Raw genomic sequence first — 18,896 nt, forward strand, 5'->3', positions numbered from 1 at the left:
GGTCGTCGGGCCGCACCGGGGCGAGCGCGCCGCCGTAGCGGCCCTGCGGTGTGCGGACTCCGTCGACGACGTAGACGTCGATCATCCGTAGATCTCCCTTCCGAAACCGGGGGCCGTGTGACCCTTGTGGTCAACGCCGGGGTGAGGGCGCGATCGGCTGCCTTGCCGCCCAGGTAGTTTCCGACGAACAGGCCGGAGCCGAAGACGATGAGCAGCCACGGCACGCTGGACGTCGCGAAGCCGCTGACCTCGGTCAGGGTGAAGGCGATGTAGGTGAAGGCGCCGAACATGCCGCCGTAGCCGAGGACGGTCAGCGCGATCGAGAACCAGACCTGCTTGTTGCGGAACGCGTGGAGTTCGCCGCGCAGGCCGCCGTGCGTGGCGGCCGGGGGAGTGGCCGGCACCAGGGCAATGATGCCGGCGAGTGCCACCACGCCGATCGCGGTGATCGCCCAGAAGGTCGAGCGCCATCCCAGTTGCTGCCCGAGCAGGGTGCCGAACGGGACTCCGAGGACGTTGGCGGTGGTGAGGCCGGCGAACATGATGGCGATGGCGCCGGCGCGCTTGGAAGGTGCGACCATGTCCGCAGCCACGACGGACCCGATGCCGAAGAACGCGCCGTGGCACAGGGCCGCGACGATGCGTCCGCCCATCATGACCTCGTACGACGGGGCGAGGGCCGACAGCAGGTTGCCGACGATGAACAGCACCATCAGGGACAGTAGGGCCCGCTTCCGGTCGAAGCGGGTGAGGGCGGCGGTGAGCAGAATCGCGCCGAGGGCGACCGAGAGTGCGTACCCGGAGATGAGATAGCCGGCGACGGACTCGCTCACGGCGAAGTCCGCGGCGACCTCCGGCAGCAGTCCCATGATCACGAATTCGGTGAGGCCGATCCCGAATCCGCCCATGGCGAGGGCGATGAGGCCTGAAGGCACGTCGAGTTCCTTTCGAAAATCTGCGCGTCAGCGCATAGAGCGCGTGTGCAGTAGTTGCAAACGCCTCATAAATAGTTGCACGCGCTCTATACATGCGCAAGCGGGTAGTATCGGAGAGGGTAAGAAACAAGGAGGCGACGTGGGTATTGCGGACGACGCGGTGGAGATCCGCGCGCAAGGTTGGCGCACGCTGGCCGCACTTCACGGGGCGCTCGACACCGAGCTCGAACGTGCCCTCCAGCAGCAGCACCAGCTCTCGGTGGTCGAGTACACCGTGCTCGACGCGCTGAGCCGGCAGGACGGCTGGCACATGCGGATGGCGCAGCTCGCCCGCGCGGCCGCGCTGAGCAGCAGCGCGACGACGCGGCTGGTCAATCGTCTCGAGAAGCGCGGGTTGCTCACGCGGATCCTGTGCGAGGACGATCGCCGCGGCATCTACACCGAACTGACCGCCGCCGGGCGCGAGCTGCTCGACAATGCGCGTCCGACGCACGACGCCACCCTCGAAGCCGCCCTCGGCGAGGCGTCCGAGATCCCGGAGCTGGCGCCGTTGGTGCGGGCATTGCACGAGCTGCCGCCCAGCCCGCACTGATCCCCGGTGCTGTGCACCCGGGCGCACGTCGCCGGAGTGAGTGCACGTGTTCGGGCCTGACGGAGGAGAATTCGGGACGCCAAAGCAGACGGAGACCCTTCGGGTCCCTGACTCGTCGGCCCCTTCCCCAAGCAAACCCACGGACCATACCCCGATACCGCGTCTCGGCCAGCACGTCTGGCCGCGTGCCGAAAAGGCAAGCGGCTGAGCTGGACCCGGTCGGACGTGTCGACCCGTGCTCGATCGGGTGCCCGGTGCCGTTCACCGGGACGGTGGAATGCCGGATGCGGTTGGTTAGCGTCGGACCCGCACGGAAAACGACGTGACCGCGTGCGCCTCGGTCACCGGAACGGCCCTCGCACGCACGCAGGGAAAACACCTGTGGCCCCCGGGCACGGCTGGTGACAGTCGTATGCGAGGGCTGGTGAACGGGTCAGGACGTCGGCGGACTCGTCCGGGTCACGTCGGCGGCGCGGGACGCTGCGCCGGGCCGGTAGACGGGGTGCGCGGCGCGCGGCGCCGGCCACTCCCGGAGATGTACGCCTGGAATCGGCGTGTGGATACAATCCACCTCACGGTGCATGACAGCTCTTCTCTGTCGTGTGCCCAGACCCCGGTTCGGTGTTGGCGCACCGGCCGGGGTCGCCCCGTTTTCGGGGTCGGTGCAGCGATGGTGGCACGCGGCTCGCGGGTGCGTCAACCGATCCGGTACAGACGCCAGGTCGGTTGGTTGTCGCCGTCGTTGGGGATCTCCAGATCGAGGGTCGCGATGTCGGCGCCGGTCTCGAAGACGGTGGGGTAGCGGCGGTTCACCGCATCCGAGACGCCGCGACCCTCGTTCGGCACGGTGAGCAGATACCGCACGCCGTTCGCGGCCGGATCGTTGAGGATGCGGGTGAAGTCGGCGTCGGACGGGATGACGAACTGCTCGGGCCGGTCGGTCGCGGTGAGCACCGCGAACCCGTACACGGTGTCCATCACCACCGAACCCGGGGGCAGGTCGAGCCCGTCGAGATGGTCCGCGATGCGACGTTCCGTGCCGAACGACGCGATGATGCGGTTCTCCTGGTCCCGCAGCTGCGACGTGTCGTCCGGATCGGGGAACAGCACGGTGCGCAGCGCGTGCTGCTCCTGCGACAGCGTCGCGTTGCCCATCGCGACGAACGTGACCGGCACCGACACCGCGAGCGCGAGCGCCCCGACGGGTGCAAGGGTGCCGCGGTCTTGCGGCCGCACCGTCGCGTGCGCGCCGAGCCGGCGCGCACGCAGCTGCCCGCGACGGGGCGCGAGCTGCACCACCCACATCGCCGCCAGCGGCACCGCGACGAGGTAGAACCGCAGGAACGGGAACGTCATGCCGCGGAAGTACGACAGGGCGGCGAACGCAAGCACCGCCCCCAGCACGACGAACGGCACGACGGGCTCGAAGTCCCGGCGGCGCCACGCCAGCACCGCGACGACGGGCGCGAGCAGCGGCAGCGCCGGCCCGAGCACCAGGATCTCGGCGACGGAGAACGCCAGCGCCCCCAAGCCCCCGGTGGAGCCGCCGCCGCTCTGCTCGAGGATCGCCGCGTTGCCGTACGACGACGAGAACTGCTGCAGCGCTTCGCCGGTGATGAGCCAGCTCGTCGCCGCCCACACGAGGAACGCCAACGCCACCGGGGCGGCGACGAGGATCGCGTCGAGCAGCGCCGCCCGCCACACGCGGGTGCGCCACCATGTCACCGCGACGACGAGCACGGTGACGGCCGCGCCGACGGCGAGCGCGTCGTAGCGCGCCAGATACGCCAGCCCGACGGCGATCCCGGCGACGGCGAGGTCGTGCACGTCGTCGGTGCTGATCCACCGCACCAGCCGGCGCGTCGCCCAGCACAGCAGCATCAGGAACGGCGCCTCGCTCATGCCGTTGGCGCCGTAGTACACGATCATCGGATTGAGCGCGAACAGCGCCGTCACCGTCCACACCAGCCACGGCGACGCGCCGCGATCGCGGGCGAACAGGTGGACCTGGGTGACGGCCCCGGCCATGAACGGCGCCGACATCACCACGGCCGTGAGGCCCCACCGGGTCAGCGCCGGCCACCAGTCCGACAGCGCCACGAGCGGCAACTGCATCAGCGCGGTCAGGGGCGTGAACACGAACCCGATGGCTGCCAGGTGCGGGTCGCGGCTGTGCAGGGCGCTGCGCGCGGCCGCGACGCGGCTGAGCGAATCACCTTGGAAATAGGCCACATCCAGCGACAGGTACAGCCCCACCGCCGCATAGAGCAGGCAGGACAGCCAGAACACCCGGGCCGAGTCGCCTCTCATGACGACAGCCCGTGGAAGGTCTTCTCCCAGTAGGAGGGATTGCGGATCAGCTGATAGGTGCCCTTGATCGCGGCGACCGACATCATCAGCCAGTACACCGGCACCGTCAGGCACGCGAGCCACAGCGCCGAGTTGCCGGTCTCCCGGCACGCGACCAGGTTCATGTACAGCACGGCGGAGTTACCGAACACCAGCGAGATCAGCGCGGGGAAGTACACGTACCAGGGGAAGATCTCCTCGATCAGGAGCGGCTGCCCGAGCAGCCACGCGATGGTGATCAACCAGAACACCATGTTCAGGCACGCGATGATCGGCGTCCCGGCGAGCAGGGTCGTGAACCGGAGCATCCCGACCGTGCCGATGCCCCGCCACAGTTGTACGGGTCGTCGCACGTGCACGAGCCATGTCTGCAGATATCCCTTGTACCAGCGGGAACGCTGCCGGATCCAGTTGATCGGATCGCTGTTCGCCTCCTCCAGCGTCGTCGAGTCCAATACGGCCGTACGGTAGCCCGACTCGGCGATGCGCACCCCGAGGTCGGCGTCCTCGGTGACGTTGTACGGATCCCACGCGCCGATCTCGTCGAACACGGCGCGCCGGATGTGGTTCGACGTACCGCCCAGCGGGATGGGCGAATTCGAGCGCATCAGGCCGGGCAGCACGAAGTTGAACCACAGCGCGTAGTCGGCGGTGAACCAGCCGGTGAGCATGTTCTGGGTGCCGTTGTGGAAGGCCAGCTTCGCCTGCACGCACGCGACGTCGTCGCCGAGCCGGTCGAACGCGACCGCCACGCGCCGCAACTGCAGCGGCTCCGGCAGGTCCTCGGCGTCGAAGATGGTGACGATGTCGCCGGTGGCGAAGTGCAGCCCGTAGTTGCAGGCCTTCGGCTTGGTCCGCGGGTCCGCCGCCGGCACCAGCAGGATCTCCACGCTCTCGCCGAGCCCGGCCTCCTCGGCCGCGGCGATGGTGACGGCGTCGTCCTCCTCGAGCAGCAACAGCACCTGCAGCTTCTCGGCCGGATAGTCCAGCGCGGCCATCGCCGCGATCAGATCACCCACCACCTCCGGCTCGTTGTAGGCCGGGACCAGCACCGTGTACGTCGGCAGCGCGTGCCCGGGCACGGCCCGCGCCACGTCGTCGTCGACGGTGAGGATCGCGTCGCGCGCCAGGCCGCGGGAGAACAGCAGCAGCCGGTCCGCGAGCGTCGCGATGTACCCGGCCGTGCACACCGCCATCAGCACGGTCAGCGTCGGCGTCGTCGCGAACACCAGCGCCACGATCGCCGCGGCGACCAGGCCGAGGGTCAGCCACTTCTGCCACGGCACGAACGCCACCGACGCCGAAGACAGCGGCCGCTTCTCCCGCAGTCCGTACACCGCGTCGTGCAGCGCGGCGGCCTTGAACTCCTCGTCGACTAGATTCCGCGCCACTGCGCCTCCACCAGATCACGGCCCAGCTCGGTGAGCATGTCCAAGTCCTTGTACTCGGGATCGGAATCCTCCACCGACGCCCGCCCGCGCAGGAACACCGACAGCAGATTCCGGCCGTTCGACGCCATGTTCGGCGTCGGCTGCGGGAACGGCGCATCGAGTTCGTGGTTGTCGACGGTCAGCAGGCTCACCCGCTGCGCGAGGGCGTCGCCGCGCGTCCAGATGAAGTTCATCAGGCTCCAGGTGAGCAGCAACTCGTCGTCGACGACGGTGAAGAAGTCGGCCTGCACGCCGTGGCCGAGGTCCACCCGGATCTTCGGGCTCACCCGCGCCCGCCCGAGATCGTAGGAGGTCTGCACCGGATACACCTCGAACACCCCCACCCGCCGCACCTGCAGGGTCTGCACGGCGACGGTGCGCGGCCGCGACAGCCGATCCCAGTCGGCGCGCGGCTCGACGGCCCGGATCATCTGCCGGCGCAGCTGCGCGGTGGAGCCGAAATACCTTCGTGGCCAGTCGTAGTCGATGGAGTCGATCTGGTACCAACCGGTGGGGACCACCTGCGTGACGGTGCCGCTCGGCGGTGGGCCCACCGACACCGGCGTGAGCTGCTGATCCGGCAGCGGCAGCACGGCGAGCACCAGCGCGGCCGGGGCGACGAGGAACAGCGCCGAGCGCGTCGCCTCCCGCGGCGACACCGGGTTCGGGGGCAGCGTGCGCGGCGCGAGGCCGCGATACCGGTACAGGTAGAACGCGCCGCCGACGACGAGCGCCGCCGTGCCCGACGGCACGATCTGCGCGACGGCGACCCGCGCGTCCGGGTAGCGGGTGGTCACCGCGAACAGCAGCGCCAGGCCGAGCAGCATCGTCGCGGAGAAGCCGATCAGCGCGCGGCGCCGGGTGCGGCCGACCGCGACGGCGATCGCGATCGCGCCCAGCAGCACCATCAGGAACCCGGCGGCGAACTTGGTGCCGCCGAGCTGCACGAGCACCGCCCGGTAGAACAACGGCGACGTGCCCAGCAGCAGCAGCCACACCGGCCAGTACCGGGAGGCGACGCGCAGGCCGAACAGCAGCACGCACGCGCCGATCACGAACGTCCACGCCGACAGCACGTCGAGGTGCATCATCTGGTAGTTCGGCCCGTACCGCGGCAGCAGCAGCCACTTGACCGCGAGCGCGATCAGCAGGACGGCGCCGCCGACGATCCGGTCGGTCTGCCGGTCGTGGATCGGCAACTCGCCGCGGCGGCGCCGGGTGACGCCCTCGGCGGCGAGCACCGCGAACGGCGGCACGAGCAGGACGTAGCCGCCGCCCGTGCCGCGGGAGATCTCCGTGAGCAGTTGCTCCCACGTCGACCAGTACCCGAGCACGGTGGCGGCGACGATCACCGTCCACCGTGCGCTGGTGTGCGCGAACAGTGCGGCGCGCTCGGCGGTCGTGACGGTGCTCATGGCGACATCCGATCAGAGCGGGCGCGGCCGGCCGCGACGCCATCGCAAGGCCGTGACGCCCGCGGCGACGAGCCCCCCGGCCAGCAGGGCGAGGCCACCGGCGAGCACCCAGGCCGTCGTCCGGCCCAGCGACTCCTGGGTGCCGGGCTCGGCGGCCGGGTCGGTGAGCGCGAGTTCGACCGGGTCGCGGTCGGCGGTGGTGAACAGCACGTCGCCGTCGAGTTCGGCCCAGCGTTGCGGGGTCGCGGCGAGCCAGCCGAGGGTGCGGTCGAGTTCGGCGGGCACCTCGGTGGCGGCGGCGACGAGGACCGTGCGGTCGCCGTCGCGCGCCACCTGCAGCGACGCGAACTCGATGTCGGTGGGGAAGGTGACGGTGGTGGCGTTCCCGGTGGCCGGGTCGAGGAGGTCGAGGGTGCGGCCCTGTGTCCCGGCGAGCGGCAGTTCCAGGGTGTCGGGGACGCGGCCGTCGGCGGCGACGACGATGGCGGGGGTGCCGCCGGTGGCGGCCTCGTCGACGCTCACCCATTCGGGATCGAGCGGCACGGAGGTCAAGCTCTGCAGCCCGGCCACGAGCGCGACGGCCCGGGCGGTTTCGGCGATCCCGGCCTCGGTGGCGGCGACGTTCACCTTCGGCAGCAGCGCCTGCGGCAGCGACCGGAAGCCCCCGGGCAGCGGCGGGTCGGCGGGCTCGGTGGTGACGCGGCTGCCGGCGTCGACGGTCAGCGTCATCGGCTGCTGCAGGCCGCACTGGTGGGTGCCGCCGGTGGCGCGCAGGGACACCACCACGTCGGTGGTCCGTCCGAGTACGTGGTCCGGCACCGTGATCCACCGATCGAGACGGCCGGACGCGTCGGCGGGCCACGAGTCGACGACGGTGTCGCCGACCGTCACCGACACCAGGCCGCCCTCGGTCGTGGGCAGCGGGGTGTAGGAGCCCTGCAGGTTGATCCGCAGATTGTGGGACGGCCGTCCCAGACGGGTCTGGTCGATGCCGAGCGGCACCTCCACCACGCCGACGCCGGTGTCGGTGAGGGCGCCGAGGCCCAGTTCGGCGAGCGTCGTCGCGTCGGGGGACAGCCGCGGCGGCCGGCCCAGCGTGCCGACCGTCGCCGCCGAGGCCACCGCGACCGACGAGATGTCGCTCGTGATGAGGCGGGCCTGGTTGCGCAGGGCGTCGGCGTCGCCGGTGACCGCGAGCGCCGGACCGCCGCCGGGCACCTGGACCAGGGTGGCGGCACCGTCGCCGTCGGTCTCGACGATCGCGATCTGCCGGGTGAACGGCCCGGCCGGGGCGGGCGGCACCGCGTCGTCGCCGGGCAGGGTCTGCACTGTCACCCGCAGCGGCCGGCCCGTGTACTGGGCGGTGACGGCCGCGGTGAGATCGAGAGCGGTGGCCGACTCGGCGGGGGTGGGGTCGGCGGGCAGCGCCAGCTCCAGCGACTCGAGGATCGGCGGCAGGAAGTCGGCGACCACGGCCGGCGGGGTCGCCGCCCCGGTGTAGCGGACGCGTCCGTCGCGCAGCACCACCGAGCGATCCGTCCAGTCCTCGGGGCAGATCCCGTCGAACGGGAGCAGGTGAAGGGTCAGGGTGACGGTGACGGCGCGGTCCGCGATCGGCGCCGCATCCAGGGGCAGCGAGACCGGCACGAGGGTTCTGGCGGCGGGCAGGTCGATGCGGGCGAGCAGTAGCCCCTGCGACTGGACGTCGATCCAGCCGCGGGCGACGTTGGCGGGCATCTGCACCGTCGTGTCGAGCGCGGCGGGCCGCAGCCCGTCCGGCACCGGGACGGTGAGGGTCGCGGTGTCGCTGTGGCCGCGGAAGGCAACCGTGTCGCCGAATCCCAGCGTCTGCGTGCCGAAGACGACGTCGCCGGGCGGCGCGACGGGGTCCTGCGCGGCGGCAGGGCCAGCGGCGAGCACGGTCAGCGCGGCCAGGGCGGGAACGAGGATGGCGTGTCCGGCACGGCGAATTGTCTGGGTCGGCACATCGGGGACTTTACGGTTGTTCGGTACGAAATGTGGGACAAGTGCGACACGGCCGCGATAGCGTGGACGCAATATCGCTTACAGTCCTCCGCGCGTTACCCATCGGCGACCAAGTTCGTACACACTGTGGGTATGTGGTGGTGGGTTGCGGCGGTTCTGGGCGCCTGGCTGCTCGTCTCGGTGGCGGTCGGTCTGGTCCTGGGCAAGGTGCTGCGCGTGGCCGACATGGAGGAATCCCTCGTCGAGATCCAGCGCGCCGAGCGCGAGAGCGAACGTCACACCAACAAGCCCTGACATCGCTTTACATGCTTTTGACCAGCGCTTTAGTGTTTGTACTCGCGAGTAACGATCTTGAGGACTAGTGTTCCTGTGTCGCCTTCCTGTCCCCCCTGCGAAGGCGACGCTCGCAGGCCGGTAACCCCCCATCGCCGGCCCGCGCTGAGGCCCCGCCGTTTCGCCACCACGATCGGCGGGGCCTCACCCCTTTCGGGCGGCGTGCCGACCGATACGCTCGGGCGGTGACCGAGCCGCGCACCGCACCCCGCATCACCATCACCTACTGCACGCAGTGCAACTGGCTGCTGCGCGCCGGCTGGATGGCGCAGGAGCTGCTCAACACCTTCGGCCCGGATCTGGGCGAGGTCGCGCTCATCCCCGGCACCGGCGGCATCTTCGTCGTCACGGCCGGTGATCGGGTGGTGTGGGACCGCAAGACCGACGGTGGGTTTCCCGACATCGTCACGCTCAAGCAGCGGGTGCGGGACGTCGTGGATCCCGAGCGGGATCTGGGGCACGGGGACGCCGCGCGCCGGGCGCAGGAATAGGATTTCTACGGCCGTATCCGGCGCCGGTACCGGCAGAACTGCCCGGCCGGTTTCCAGTCGTGCTCGTGTTATCGGGCTTCGTCCGCATGCGGTGCTCTGTATCGATACCCACTCGTTGCGGCTGTGCAACATCGGTCCACAGATTTCGGAGCACACTCGGGCCATGCCTGTCGGTCGGAAGTGGTGCGAGGTCGAGAACGAGTTCTTTCCGGCCGAGGAGTTCCAAGGCGACGTGCATATGCACTGCCAGGGGCGGGCGTGGGGAATTCCGGACAGCTACGTGATGCCGTCGAAGTCGCCCGAGGACGCGGATTGAGATCCGCGGTCGCACTGGTGAGAATGTGGAGCCCTGCCGCGAGGCGCTCGCAGGAACTCGAGAGACTCCGGCTGGAGGCGGAGCGTGCGGAGGAGGCGGAGCGCAGCGCCGCGCTCGACAAGGCGACGACCGACTTTCAGATGGCCGGCTGGGCTGCCGAGTACGAACTGCGGAAGCTGTTCCAGGAGAACCTGTACGACGCATCGAAGGGCGGTTTCGAGCGAAGTCGAGATAGTGCGAAGTTCGTGCAGACCGCCGCCGCTGCCATCGGAACCATCTATATCGGCGTGTTGGGTGTGTCGTTTTCGGTGACCGATAATTCGCTACCCCTGCGCGGGGTCTTTGCCCCGCTCTTTCTGGGTATGGCCGTCGCCTTTTCCGGGTTCTATCTGGCCTTCCTCATGCCTGCGAGTCGCTCGACGCTGCACCCTCCGACGGGCACCCTGCACAATCACCAGATGCAGAGGTTGATCTTCTTCATGGAGTGGGTCAATCGAGCGACGGGGCAGCGGCGGTACTTCATTCAAGCGAGTGTGCTCAGTCTGGCGGTGGGACTCGTCTTCATCGTCGCACCCTTCGTCAGCAGTCCGCGCCCTCCCGAAGTTCCTGCCATGCCTACCCCACCGGCCGTGCCGGCCGCGACAGACCCGGATCTGCAACCCCGAGCGGTCGAACTGTTCCTCATCCAAGTGGACGAATTTCGGCGGTCGGTTCTCGAGAGAAACAAGGCGATAGCGGAATCCGCGCAACAGAGTGTCGAATTCGAGGAGCGGGAAGGTCGTTTGAATGCGTGGTCTGCTGTCCTGGCCGGGGTGGGCCTGATCGTCGTTCTCGTGGTTCCGGTCTTCTTCTCGCGGGAGCGAGCTCCTACGCCGTGACGTCGAGGGCCGAGCACTGCGGGTGGGGCCGCACCGTGGACTATCCGGGTATCGGTCCCGTGGATCAGTACACCGTGCCGGCTGGCTTCCTGCGTTCCGCAGCGGCGCCGGTGGACCAAGCCGGGCACGGATAGGAGCCCGGCGAGCGCACGGCGGGTAATGCTCTCTCGAGCAGCGCTATTCTTCGCAGACGTAATGTTTTGGCGATTTGCCCGATTCAATGGACCGTCAGGTCCTTCCTCTTCGAATCGAGGTCTTCGTGAAGCGTCTTCTCGCCGGCATCCTGGGCTGTGCCGCGATCACCGTCGCCGTGCCGGCCACCGCAAGTGCGGGCACCGGAAGTGCCGATATCCTTCCCCGCATTCTTCCCGCGGCGCTCTGCGTCGTCTCGTCCGGTTCCGGTCAGTGCGCGCTCGTTCCGTTTCCCACGCCGGGCGCGGTGATCGGCGCTGCCGAGTCGACGCGCCTCACCGTGGCCGAGTAGGGACCGGGAGCTGCGGCAGCTTCGTGCACAATCCCGGCGCGCGCAGCCGCTGCTGCCGAGCTCAGACTCCGACCGAGGTCCGGACGATCGTTTCGGGCTTGGTCGGCTCGGCCGGCGCTTCGGCGGCGCGCGTCGGGCGGGACCGTTCCTCCCGGAGCCGGACAGCATCACCGGCCACAACTGCGATCAGCACCGACAGCGCTGCCCACAGGACCACCAGGCGCACGACGATGTCCATCCGTCGAACCCTGAACGATGCCGACCGAGTCCATCGTTTCGTCCGCGGCGACGGACGTGGACTGGAATAGTCCGCTGAAACGACACCGAGAGTGCAGATTGGAGGCGCGGCGTGTAGGCGCGGGCGGCGCCGCTCGAAACAGACCGACCAACTCGCATGTGAGGCCGCCTCGGGTTACGGTGTTTCGGAACATTCCGACCGGGGGGTCGAAGTGGACGCCGCGACTTCTCGCGGAATCGCCGTACTCGAGGGAGCTTTGATGCAATCCGTTCTGAAGAAGACCGCTGTGGCCGTTGTCGGGGTGGGAGCGCTGGCGCTGTGCGTGCCGGGGACCGCGGTCGCGGCAGGTAACCCGTCCGTGGGGGCGTCGGGCACGCCCGGCTCGATCACCGTCGATTTCGACTTCGCCGGGGTGGACGTCGCCGGCGGTGTCACCTGCGTGACCTACGTGTCGACCAAGCAGAGCGGGCTCGACGCCGCCGATCCGTCGGGCCGCGCCGATGCACAGGCGCCCGGCTCGAAGTTCTCCGTCGAGAACACCAGCACCTCCGCCATCACCTTCGTCCAGGACGGCCAGCCCGTCTCCCAGGGCCCGCAGCCCATCGCGGCCGGCACCTACTACGTGTACTGGGGTTGCCAGGACGCGGCCGGCACCCAGTGGGACAACGTCGGCCTGAAGTCCGGCGCGCCGTTCCAGAACCCGATCGTCGTGAACGTCGCCGGCGACGGCGCCGCTCCCGCACCCGCGGCCCCGGCCGCGCAGTCCGCCCCGACCAAGTCGGAGGGGACCGTTCCGCAGGCGGACGTCGCGCCCGAGACCGACGACGTCATCGACACCCCCGAAGAGCTGATCGGTCTCGTGATCGATCTCTTCGGCGATCAGCTGCCGGACCTCTCGCAGAGCTGACCTTCGGCACGCGCAGGCGGCATCCCGCACGGGATGCCGCCGCGTGGTTCCCGGGAGTGGCAGTTGCATTCGCGCACGGTCGCGCCGGGCGCGCGTTCGATAGGGGGAGGGACATGGGCGGAGGAGCCGCGACCGACGCGGTGGTCCTGGTAGGAGGCAAGGGAACGCGTCTGCGGCCCCTGACGCTGTCGGCGCCCAAGCCGATGCTGCCCACGGCGGGACTGCCCTTTCTGACGCATCTGCTCGCGCGGATCAGGAGCGCGGGCATCACCCACGTGGTGCTCGGTACGTCGTTCAAGGCCGAGGTGTTCGAGGAGTACTTCGGTAGCGGCGAGAGCATGGGGCTGGAGATCGAGTACGTCACCGAGACCGAGCCGCTCGGCACCGGCGGCGGCATCCGCAACGTGCTGCCCCACCTGCGCTCCGACAACGTCATGGTGTTCAACGGCGACGTACTCGGCGGCAGCGACCTGCGCGAGATCCTGCACACGCATGAGGTCAACCACGCCGACGTGACGCTGCATCTGGTGCGCGTCGCCGATCCACGCGCCTTCGGATGCGTGCCCACCGACGCGGACGGACGGGTCACGGCGTTCCTGGAGAAGACACAGGATCCGCCGACCGATCAGATCAACGCCGGCTGCTACGTCTTCCGTCGCGAGTGGATCGAGAAGATCCCGGCCGGACGTCCCGTCTCGGTGGAGCGGGAGGTATCCCCGGCGCTGCTCGTCGACGGCGCCCGCGTGTTCGGCCACGTCGACGCCGCGTATTGGCGGGACATGGGGACGCCGGACGACTTCGTCAAGGGCTCGGCCGACCTGGTCCGGGGAATTGCGCCGTCCCCGGCGCTCGACGGTGAGCGCGGCGAGGCCCGCATACACCCGACAGCCCGCGTCGCCCCTGGGGCGATGCTGATCGGCGGAACCGCGGTCGGCCGCGACGTCGTGGTCGGTGGCGGAGCCCGGCTCGACGGAGTCGCGGTGTTCGACGGCGCACGCATCGACGCGGGAGCGGTGGTGGAGCGCTCGATCGTGGGATTCGGTGCCCGGATCGGGCCGCGTGCTCTGGTTCGTGACGCCGTGATCGGCGACGGCGCCGAGGTCGGAGCCCGCTGTGAACTGCTACGCGGCGCGCGGGTGTGGCCGGGAGTCGTCCTGCCGGACGGCGGGGTCCGGTTCTCCACCGACGTGTAGAGACATGCAGGACAAGCTGATCCGGTTCCGGGGAGGAGCTCGATGTATCCGCTTCGCGGGGCCGTTCGCAACTATTCGTGGGGTTCGCACACCGCGCTGGCCGAGCTGACCGGCCGGCCTGCGCCGACCGAGGAACCCGAAGCCGAATTGTGGCTCGGTGCCCATCCGGCGGCCCCGGCCGTGGTGGACGAAGACGGCACCACGGTGTCGCTGCTCGATCTCATTGCTCGCGATCCCGAAGGCCAGCTCGGATCGGAATGTGCCCGAGAATTCGACGGTCGGCTGCCGTTCCTGTTGAAAGTCCTCGCGGCCGAGCAGCCGCTCTCGTTGCAGGCGCATCCGAGCCGGGCGCAGGCTCGGGAGGGGTTCGCGCGGGAGAACGACGCCGGAATTCCATTGGGCGCACCGCACCGCAACTATCGGGACGACAACCACAAGCCCGAGATGGTCGTGGCGCTGAGCCGTTTCGAGGCGCTGGCCGGCTTTCGGGCGCCGACCGAGACGGTCGAGTTCCTTCGTGACCTGAGCGTCCCCGAACTGACTCCCTACGCGTCGGAGTTGGGCGACCACCTCGACGCGACGGGGCTGCGCGCCCTGTTCACCGCGTGGATGACGCTGCCGACCAAGTCTCTCGTCGCGTTGGTGGACGCCGTTCTGGCCGGGTGCGAGCGCTACCTGGCGGCGCGGGCCGGCTCGGACGACGAGTTCACCGTCGCGGCACGCACCGCCCTCGACCTCGGCCGGGCCTACGCCGAGGACCCGGGCGTCATCGCGTCGCTCCTGCTCAACCGGGTGACCATGGAACCGGGCGACGCGTTGTTCCTGCCGGCGGGCAACCTCCACGCATACCTGCGGGGCACAGCCGTGGAGATCATGGCGAACTCGGACAACGTGCTCCGCGGCGGGCTCACGTCCAAGCACGTGGACGTGCCGGAACTGCTGCGCGTGCTCGACTTCGGATCGGTGGACGTGCCATGGGTACGTGCACGCATCGACAGGGACGAATGCCTGTACGCACCGCCGGTGCGCGAGTTCGAGTTGGTGCGCGCCGAATTGGATCTATCGGGTACTTCGAGACCGACCTCTGCTGCATTCGGTGGCCCGGCGTCGCGGATCCTGCTCTGCGTGGAGGGATCAGCTCAGCTGCGGTGTAGCGATCAGATACTGAACCTCGAGCGGGGGGAAGCGGCGTGGGTTCCGGGCTCGGACCCCGAACTCGTTGTACAGGCCAGGAGTCCTCACGCGACGGTGTTCGCGGCAACACTGCCAATTCCGTCGGAGTCGACCTGAGTGGGCCGACAGCGCCAACTCTTCACACATTGTTGGTTCAGTACTCAGCGTGCATCGGTGTGCTGAACACGCCCGCTGAGTACCTCTGGGAGAATGCGTTGCACAGTCTTCGGCACGGGATACCTGGGCGCCACTCACGCCGCATGTATGGCAGAACTGGGGCATGACGTCCTGGGCGTCGACATCGACCCCGGGAAGATCGCGAAGCTGGAGGCAGGGGAGGTGCCCTTCTTCGAGCCCGGCCTTTCCGAGGTATTGCGACGAAATCTCGAATGCGGACGGCTTCGTTTCACCACGTCCTACGCCGAGGCGGCAGACTTTGCGGACATCCACTTCATCGGTGTCGGCACCCCACAGAAGAGCGGCGAATTCGCCGCGGATCTGTCCCAGTTGCATGCGGTCGTCGACGCGCTCGCCCCGCTCCTGACCCGTCCGACGCTGATCGTCGGGAAGTCGACGGTGCCGGTCGGAACAGCCGAGCAACTGGCAGAGCGTGCCAGGAGCGCCGCACCGGCCGGCGACGACGTCGAGGTGGCGTGGAACCCCGAGTTCCTTCGCGAGGGGTACGCGGTACAGGACACTCTCGCCCCGGATCGGCTGGTCGTCGGGGTCGACCCTAGTCGCGGCGGGCGAGCCGAAGCGACACTGCGTGACTTCTACGCGTGCCAGATCGCGGAGGGCGTGCCCTTCCTGGTCACGAACATTGCCACGGCCGAACTCGTGAAGGCTGCTGCGAACGCATTCTTGGCAACAAAGATCTCGTTCATCAACGCCGTCGCACAGGTCTGCGAAGCGAGTGGCGCAGATGTGGTCGAGCTGGCCGATGCGCTCGGCTACGACGCCCGGATCGGGCGGCGATTCCTCAATGCCGGCCTCGGATTCGGAGGTGGGTGCTTGCCGAAGGATATCCGGGCGTTCATGGCGCGGGCCGGCGAGCTTGGTGCCAACAACGTTCTGCACCTGCTCCGGGAGGTGGACGGCATCAACATGGGGCGCCGCACCACGATGGTCGAGATGACGAAAGAAGCCTGCGGCGGATCGCTCCTGGGCGCCCGGATCGCAGTCTTGGGCGCGGCCTTCAAGCCCGACTCCGATGACGTTCGGGACTCCCCAGCTCTCAACGTGGCGGGACAGCTCCAATTGCAGGGAGCAGCGGTGACGGTCTTCGATCCGAAAGCAATGGAGAACTCTCGACGGCTGTTCCCCACCCTCACCTACGCGGCGGACATCCCCGAGGCATGCCGAGGTGCCGACGCTGTACTGGTACTCACCGAGTGGCAAGACTTCAAAGAACTGGATCCGGAGGAGATCAGCGCAGCAGTTCGGGCGCGCACCGTTCTGGACGGGCGCAACTGCCTCGACGCGCAGCGCTGGCGTTCCCACGGCTGGCGCTACCGCGGCATGGGCCGATGACGGAGTAACCAGGTCCGCCGGCGGACGGGTCCTACTGCGGGGCGCCGGTCGCAGCGTCGGGATCGATCTGCTTGAGCCGGTCCGTCAGCCAGGATCGCAGCATCGGGCCGTACTCCGGGCTCGCCAGGGCCGAGTCGACGCACGCTCGCAGGTAACCGCCGGGATTGCCGAGGTCGTGCCGCGAGCCGCGGTGGACGACGACGTGTACGGGGTGACCCTCGTCGATCAGCAGCGAGATGGCATCGGTGAGCTGCAGTTCCCCGCCCACGCCGGGCTTTACACGGCGCAGCGCATCGAAGATCGCGCGGTCGAGCAGGTAGCGGCCGGCTGCGGCGAGGGTGGACGGCGCGTCCTCGAGCTTCGGCTTCTCGACCATGCCGAGAACCTTCATCACATCCGGGTTCGCGACGCCGGGAACCTCCTGGACCTCGAAGACGCCGTACGAACTGACCTGGGCTTTCGGCACGTCGATGGCGCACAGGACGCTGCCGCCGCGCTCGGCACGCACACGGGCCATGACCTCGAGGACGCCGCAGGGCCGGACGAGATCGTCGGGAAGGAGGACCGCAATCGCGTCCTCGTCGTCGTCGAGGGCCTGCTCGGTGCACCCGACAGCGTGCCCAAGACCGAGCGGCTCGGCCTGCACGACGGATTCGACGTCGAGCAACCTCGGTGCCTTGCGCACCTTTTCGAGCAGGTGATGCTTGCCCTTCGCCGCCAGGTGATTCTCGAGGACCAGGTCCTCGACGAAGTGCGCGACCACGCCGGCCTTACCCGGCGCGGTGACGATGACGAGGCGGCCCGCGCCCGACTCGGCGGCCTCCGAGGCGACCAGTTCGATGCCGGGGGTGTCCACGACGGGCAGGAGTTCCTTGGGCACCGTCTTGGTTGCGGGGAGAAACCGCGTGCCCATACCCGCAGCCGGCACCACCGCCGTCTTGAACACGCTCGGGTTCTCGGCGATCAATTCGCCCATGGCGACACCTCGTCTCTCGATTGGGACAAATCGGATACTCATCGGTAGGACGTACCCGCGCCATCAGGAATGTCGGTCGGAATAGGTACGCGCCGAACTGTCGCGGTGCGGGAGAGTTTCCGTAGGAATGCGCGATTGTGCAGAGTTTAGACTCATCGATCGAGATTCGCGACATTCGTCGTCGCTTGTATGCGACGGCGGAGCTGTGGACGAGAACGCCCCCGAACGTTCATCGAAGGTTCCTCCACGTCAAGTCATGTCGTTGGCATCGGACGTCCTGCACGGTTCCGGTCTGCACCGGCATGCCGGTGAATATGCATAGGAACCGCTGTCCCGGGATCCGAAAACTTGCGCGGCAATTACCGGTTCTGTATCAACGTATGCCGCCTACTGTCTGCACGTTCGAACAAACTGGTCGTGCGTCCAACTGTCCACATTTCCGGGCGAGGCATCGGTTGGTATGTGATGTTTCACACCGTAACGCTGAAGCGCCCACATTCGAACAGTTGGAACGCTTCTGGCTGGAACATACCGCTTGACCTGCTACTTGCTGAGAAGTTACTGAGAAGTAGCGAAACTTCGCTGGTCAAGGGGCGTGATTGCAAGTCCCAGTCGTGTACCCGTCGAGATGCAAGTCGTTGCCGAATGCCCCAAGATGTTCCTTACCGAGGGCAAGCGCAGGTTTGAGATGTGTGCGGTACGGGGAGGTATTCGCATACCGTCGAAGGCATACGCATGTTCCGCCTGAGGTGATCGCATCGATATGGGCACCACGCCCGTATCGGGCTCGGGGAGGGAACAGAATGAAAGCAGCAGTGGGTCAGTCGGACCGGGCGCAAGCCACGGTCGACTCCACCAGGGAAGTGCCGGCGAGGCACGACGCCTTTCCGGTCGGAGACCGCTCCGGCCACACTCGATGGTCGTGGCAGAGCGCGTACGTCGAGCGCCTCTTCTGGACCGACAATGTCATCGTCGTGTTGGCCGTCGTCCTTGCGCACGTCGTGCGCTTCGGGGAGGCGGATTTGCTCGCGGCTACATCGTTCAGTGAGTTGAACTACGCCGTCGTGTCGGCCTGCCTCGCCGTTGCGTGGATCGGGACTCTCGTACTCTTCCGCACGCGGTCGCGCCGTGTCATCGGCAGTGGATACGAAGAATATCAGCGCGTGATTGCTGGAACACTAAGGCTTTTCGGTGCTGTCGCGATTGTGTCGCTGGTCTTCAAGCTCGACTTGGCGCGGGGCTATCTCGCCATCGCTCTGCCGGCCGGGCTCATCATGTTGATCTTCAGCCGATGGATCTGGCGCCGCGTAGTGGCACAGAAGCGGAGCCGCGGCGAGTTCCAGACGTCCGTCCTCGTGGTTGGAGGGGAGCACGCGGTACGCCTCATGACGAGGACCTTCCAGCGCGAGGCCTCCGATGGCTATCGGGTTGTCGGTGTCTGCGTTCCGCGCTATGCCGGCGCTCGCGGTGAGTCCATCGAGGTGGAGGGAAACCGGATCGCCATCTACGGCGACGAACGATCGGTCGTCGGCGCCCTGGCCGAGTCGGGCGCGGACACGGTCGTCGTGACGGCAACCGAAACGCTCGGACACGAGGGAATCCGCGACTTGGTCTGGGACCTCGAACCCTACGAGGCGGATCTCGTGGTTGCCACCGGCGTCGTCGACGTG

17 protein-coding genes and 1 pseudogene are annotated in these 18,896 nt (G+C 68.4%); 11 read left to right on the plus strand and 7 right to left on the minus strand.

Translation table 11 applies throughout. The features are described from left to right. Positions 1–125: 125 nt before the first annotated feature. A pseudogene (locus tag AIIKEEIJ_RS02265) lies at positions 126–935 on the minus strand (MFS transporter); the annotation flags it as partial. 139 nt (positions 936–1,074) lie between these two features. Here AIIKEEIJ_RS02265 and AIIKEEIJ_RS02270 point away from each other — a divergent pair. Continuing rightward, positions 1,075–1,527: a MarR family transcriptional regulator gene (locus AIIKEEIJ_RS02270; RefSeq protein WP_161994847.1), complete on the plus strand. Its 453-nt coding sequence runs from the start codon at positions 1,075–1,077 to the stop codon at positions 1,525–1,527. 696 nt (positions 1,528–2,223) lie between these two features. Here the strand turns inward: AIIKEEIJ_RS02270 and AIIKEEIJ_RS02275 are convergent. From AIIKEEIJ_RS02275 to AIIKEEIJ_RS02290, 4 genes are read right to left on the minus strand one after another with little or no spacing between them, the layout of a single operon-like run. Continuing rightward, complete coding sequence (locus AIIKEEIJ_RS02275; RefSeq protein WP_202916469.1) at positions 2,224–3,837, minus strand: glycosyltransferase family 39 protein; 1,614 nt, start codon at positions 3,835–3,837, stop codon at positions 2,224–2,226. Beyond that, positions 3,834–5,267, minus strand: coding sequence for a glycosyltransferase (locus AIIKEEIJ_RS02280; protein WP_161994848.1), 1,434 nt, complete (start codon positions 5,265–5,267; stop codon positions 3,834–3,836). Before AIIKEEIJ_RS02280 ends, AIIKEEIJ_RS02275 begins: the two co-directional genes overlap by 4 nt. Beyond that, the gene (locus AIIKEEIJ_RS02285) at positions 5,252–6,721 is read right to left on the minus strand and encodes an archaeosortase/exosortase family protein (protein WP_006934367.1); all 1,470 of its coding nucleotides are present in this window, start codon (positions 6,719–6,721) and stop codon (positions 5,252–5,254) included. The genes AIIKEEIJ_RS02280 and AIIKEEIJ_RS02285 overlap by 16 nt, the downstream gene beginning before the upstream one ends. 12 nt (positions 6,722–6,733) lie before the next feature. Beyond that, positions 6,734–8,707: a cellulose biosynthesis cyclic di-GMP-binding regulatory protein BcsB gene (locus tag AIIKEEIJ_RS02290; protein WP_161994849.1), complete on the minus strand. Its 1,974-nt coding sequence runs from the start codon at positions 8,705–8,707 to the stop codon at positions 6,734–6,736. Positions 8,708–8,839: 132 nt separating this feature from the next. Here AIIKEEIJ_RS02290 and AIIKEEIJ_RS32475 point away from each other — a divergent pair, with 132 nt between their 5' ends. The 5 genes from AIIKEEIJ_RS32475 (at position 8,840) to AIIKEEIJ_RS02310 (ending at position 11,209) form a co-directional block, all read left to right on the plus strand. Then, the gene (locus tag AIIKEEIJ_RS32475; RefSeq protein WP_006934360.1) at positions 8,840–9,001 is read left to right on the plus strand and encodes a hypothetical protein; all 162 of its coding nucleotides are present in this window, start codon (positions 8,840–8,842) and stop codon (positions 8,999–9,001) included. Between the two features lie 224 nt (positions 9,002–9,225). Beyond that, on the plus strand, positions 9,226–9,531 hold the full coding sequence (locus AIIKEEIJ_RS02295) for a SelT/SelW/SelH family protein (protein WP_161994850.1): 306 nt from the start codon (positions 9,226–9,228) through the stop codon (positions 9,529–9,531). Between the two features lie 163 nt (positions 9,532–9,694). Next, on the plus strand, positions 9,695–9,847 hold the full coding sequence (locus AIIKEEIJ_RS02300; RefSeq protein ID WP_157127564.1) for a hypothetical protein: 153 nt from the start codon (positions 9,695–9,697) through the stop codon (positions 9,845–9,847). A 23-nt stretch (positions 9,848–9,870) separates the two neighbouring features. Beyond that, positions 9,871–10,725 carry a hypothetical protein gene (locus AIIKEEIJ_RS02305; protein ID WP_043797022.1) on the plus strand — a complete coding sequence of 285 codons (855 nt, stop codon included), beginning with the start codon at positions 9,871–9,873 and terminating at the stop codon, positions 10,723–10,725. A 259-nt stretch (positions 10,726–10,984) separates the two neighbouring features. After that, on the plus strand, positions 10,985–11,209 hold the full coding sequence (locus AIIKEEIJ_RS02310; RefSeq protein WP_202916470.1) for a hypothetical protein: 225 nt from the start codon (positions 10,985–10,987) through the stop codon (positions 11,207–11,209). Between the two features lie 61 nt (positions 11,210–11,270). Here the strand turns inward: AIIKEEIJ_RS02310 and AIIKEEIJ_RS02315 are convergent, their stop codons facing one another. Next, a complete protein-coding gene (locus AIIKEEIJ_RS02315) occupies positions 11,271–11,447 on the minus strand; it encodes a hypothetical protein (RefSeq protein WP_157127565.1) in 177 nt (58 codons plus the stop codon). Positions 11,448–11,706: 259 nt separating this feature from the next. Here AIIKEEIJ_RS02315 and AIIKEEIJ_RS02320 point away from each other — a divergent pair, with 259 nt between their 5' ends. From AIIKEEIJ_RS02320 to AIIKEEIJ_RS02335, 4 genes are all read left to right on the plus strand, one after another. Continuing rightward, positions 11,707–12,354, plus strand: a complete 648-nt coding sequence (locus AIIKEEIJ_RS02320) for a hypothetical protein (protein WP_161994852.1) — start codon at positions 11,707–11,709, stop codon at positions 12,352–12,354. Positions 12,355–12,467: 113 nt separating this feature from the next. Continuing rightward, entirely contained in the window at positions 12,468–13,547 is a 1,080-nt protein-coding gene (locus tag AIIKEEIJ_RS02325; protein WP_161994853.1) for a sugar phosphate nucleotidyltransferase, read from the plus strand. Positions 13,548–13,589: 42 nt separating this feature from the next. Beyond that, the gene (gene manA, locus AIIKEEIJ_RS02330; protein ID WP_161994854.1) at positions 13,590–14,837 is read left to right on the plus strand and encodes a mannose-6-phosphate isomerase, class I; all 1,248 of its coding nucleotides are present in this window, start codon (positions 13,590–13,592) and stop codon (positions 14,835–14,837) included. 93 nt (positions 14,838–14,930) lie between these two features. Beyond that, positions 14,931–16,250, plus strand: a complete 1,320-nt coding sequence (locus AIIKEEIJ_RS02335; RefSeq protein WP_043797029.1) for a UDP-glucose dehydrogenase family protein — start codon at positions 14,931–14,933, stop codon at positions 16,248–16,250. A gap of 31 nt (positions 16,251–16,281) precedes the next feature. Here AIIKEEIJ_RS02335 and AIIKEEIJ_RS02340 read toward each other — a convergent pair whose 3' ends face one another. Then, a complete protein-coding gene (locus AIIKEEIJ_RS02340) occupies positions 16,282–17,226 on the minus strand; it encodes a UTP--glucose-1-phosphate uridylyltransferase (protein ID WP_161994855.1) in 945 nt (314 codons plus the stop codon). Positions 17,227–18,029: 803 nt separating this feature from the next. On the opposite strand from AIIKEEIJ_RS02340, the gene AIIKEEIJ_RS02345 reads away from it, so the two are divergent. Continuing rightward, positions 18,030–18,896 (plus strand): nucleoside-diphosphate sugar epimerase/dehydratase (locus AIIKEEIJ_RS02345; RefSeq protein ID WP_443217087.1); only part of this gene is annotated, 867 nt, incomplete at its 3' end.

The organism is Rhodococcus sp. YH1 (assembly GCF_009939605.1).
GTDB lineage: Bacteria > Actinomycetota > Actinomycetes > Mycobacteriales > Mycobacteriaceae > Rhodococcus > Rhodococcus aetherivorans.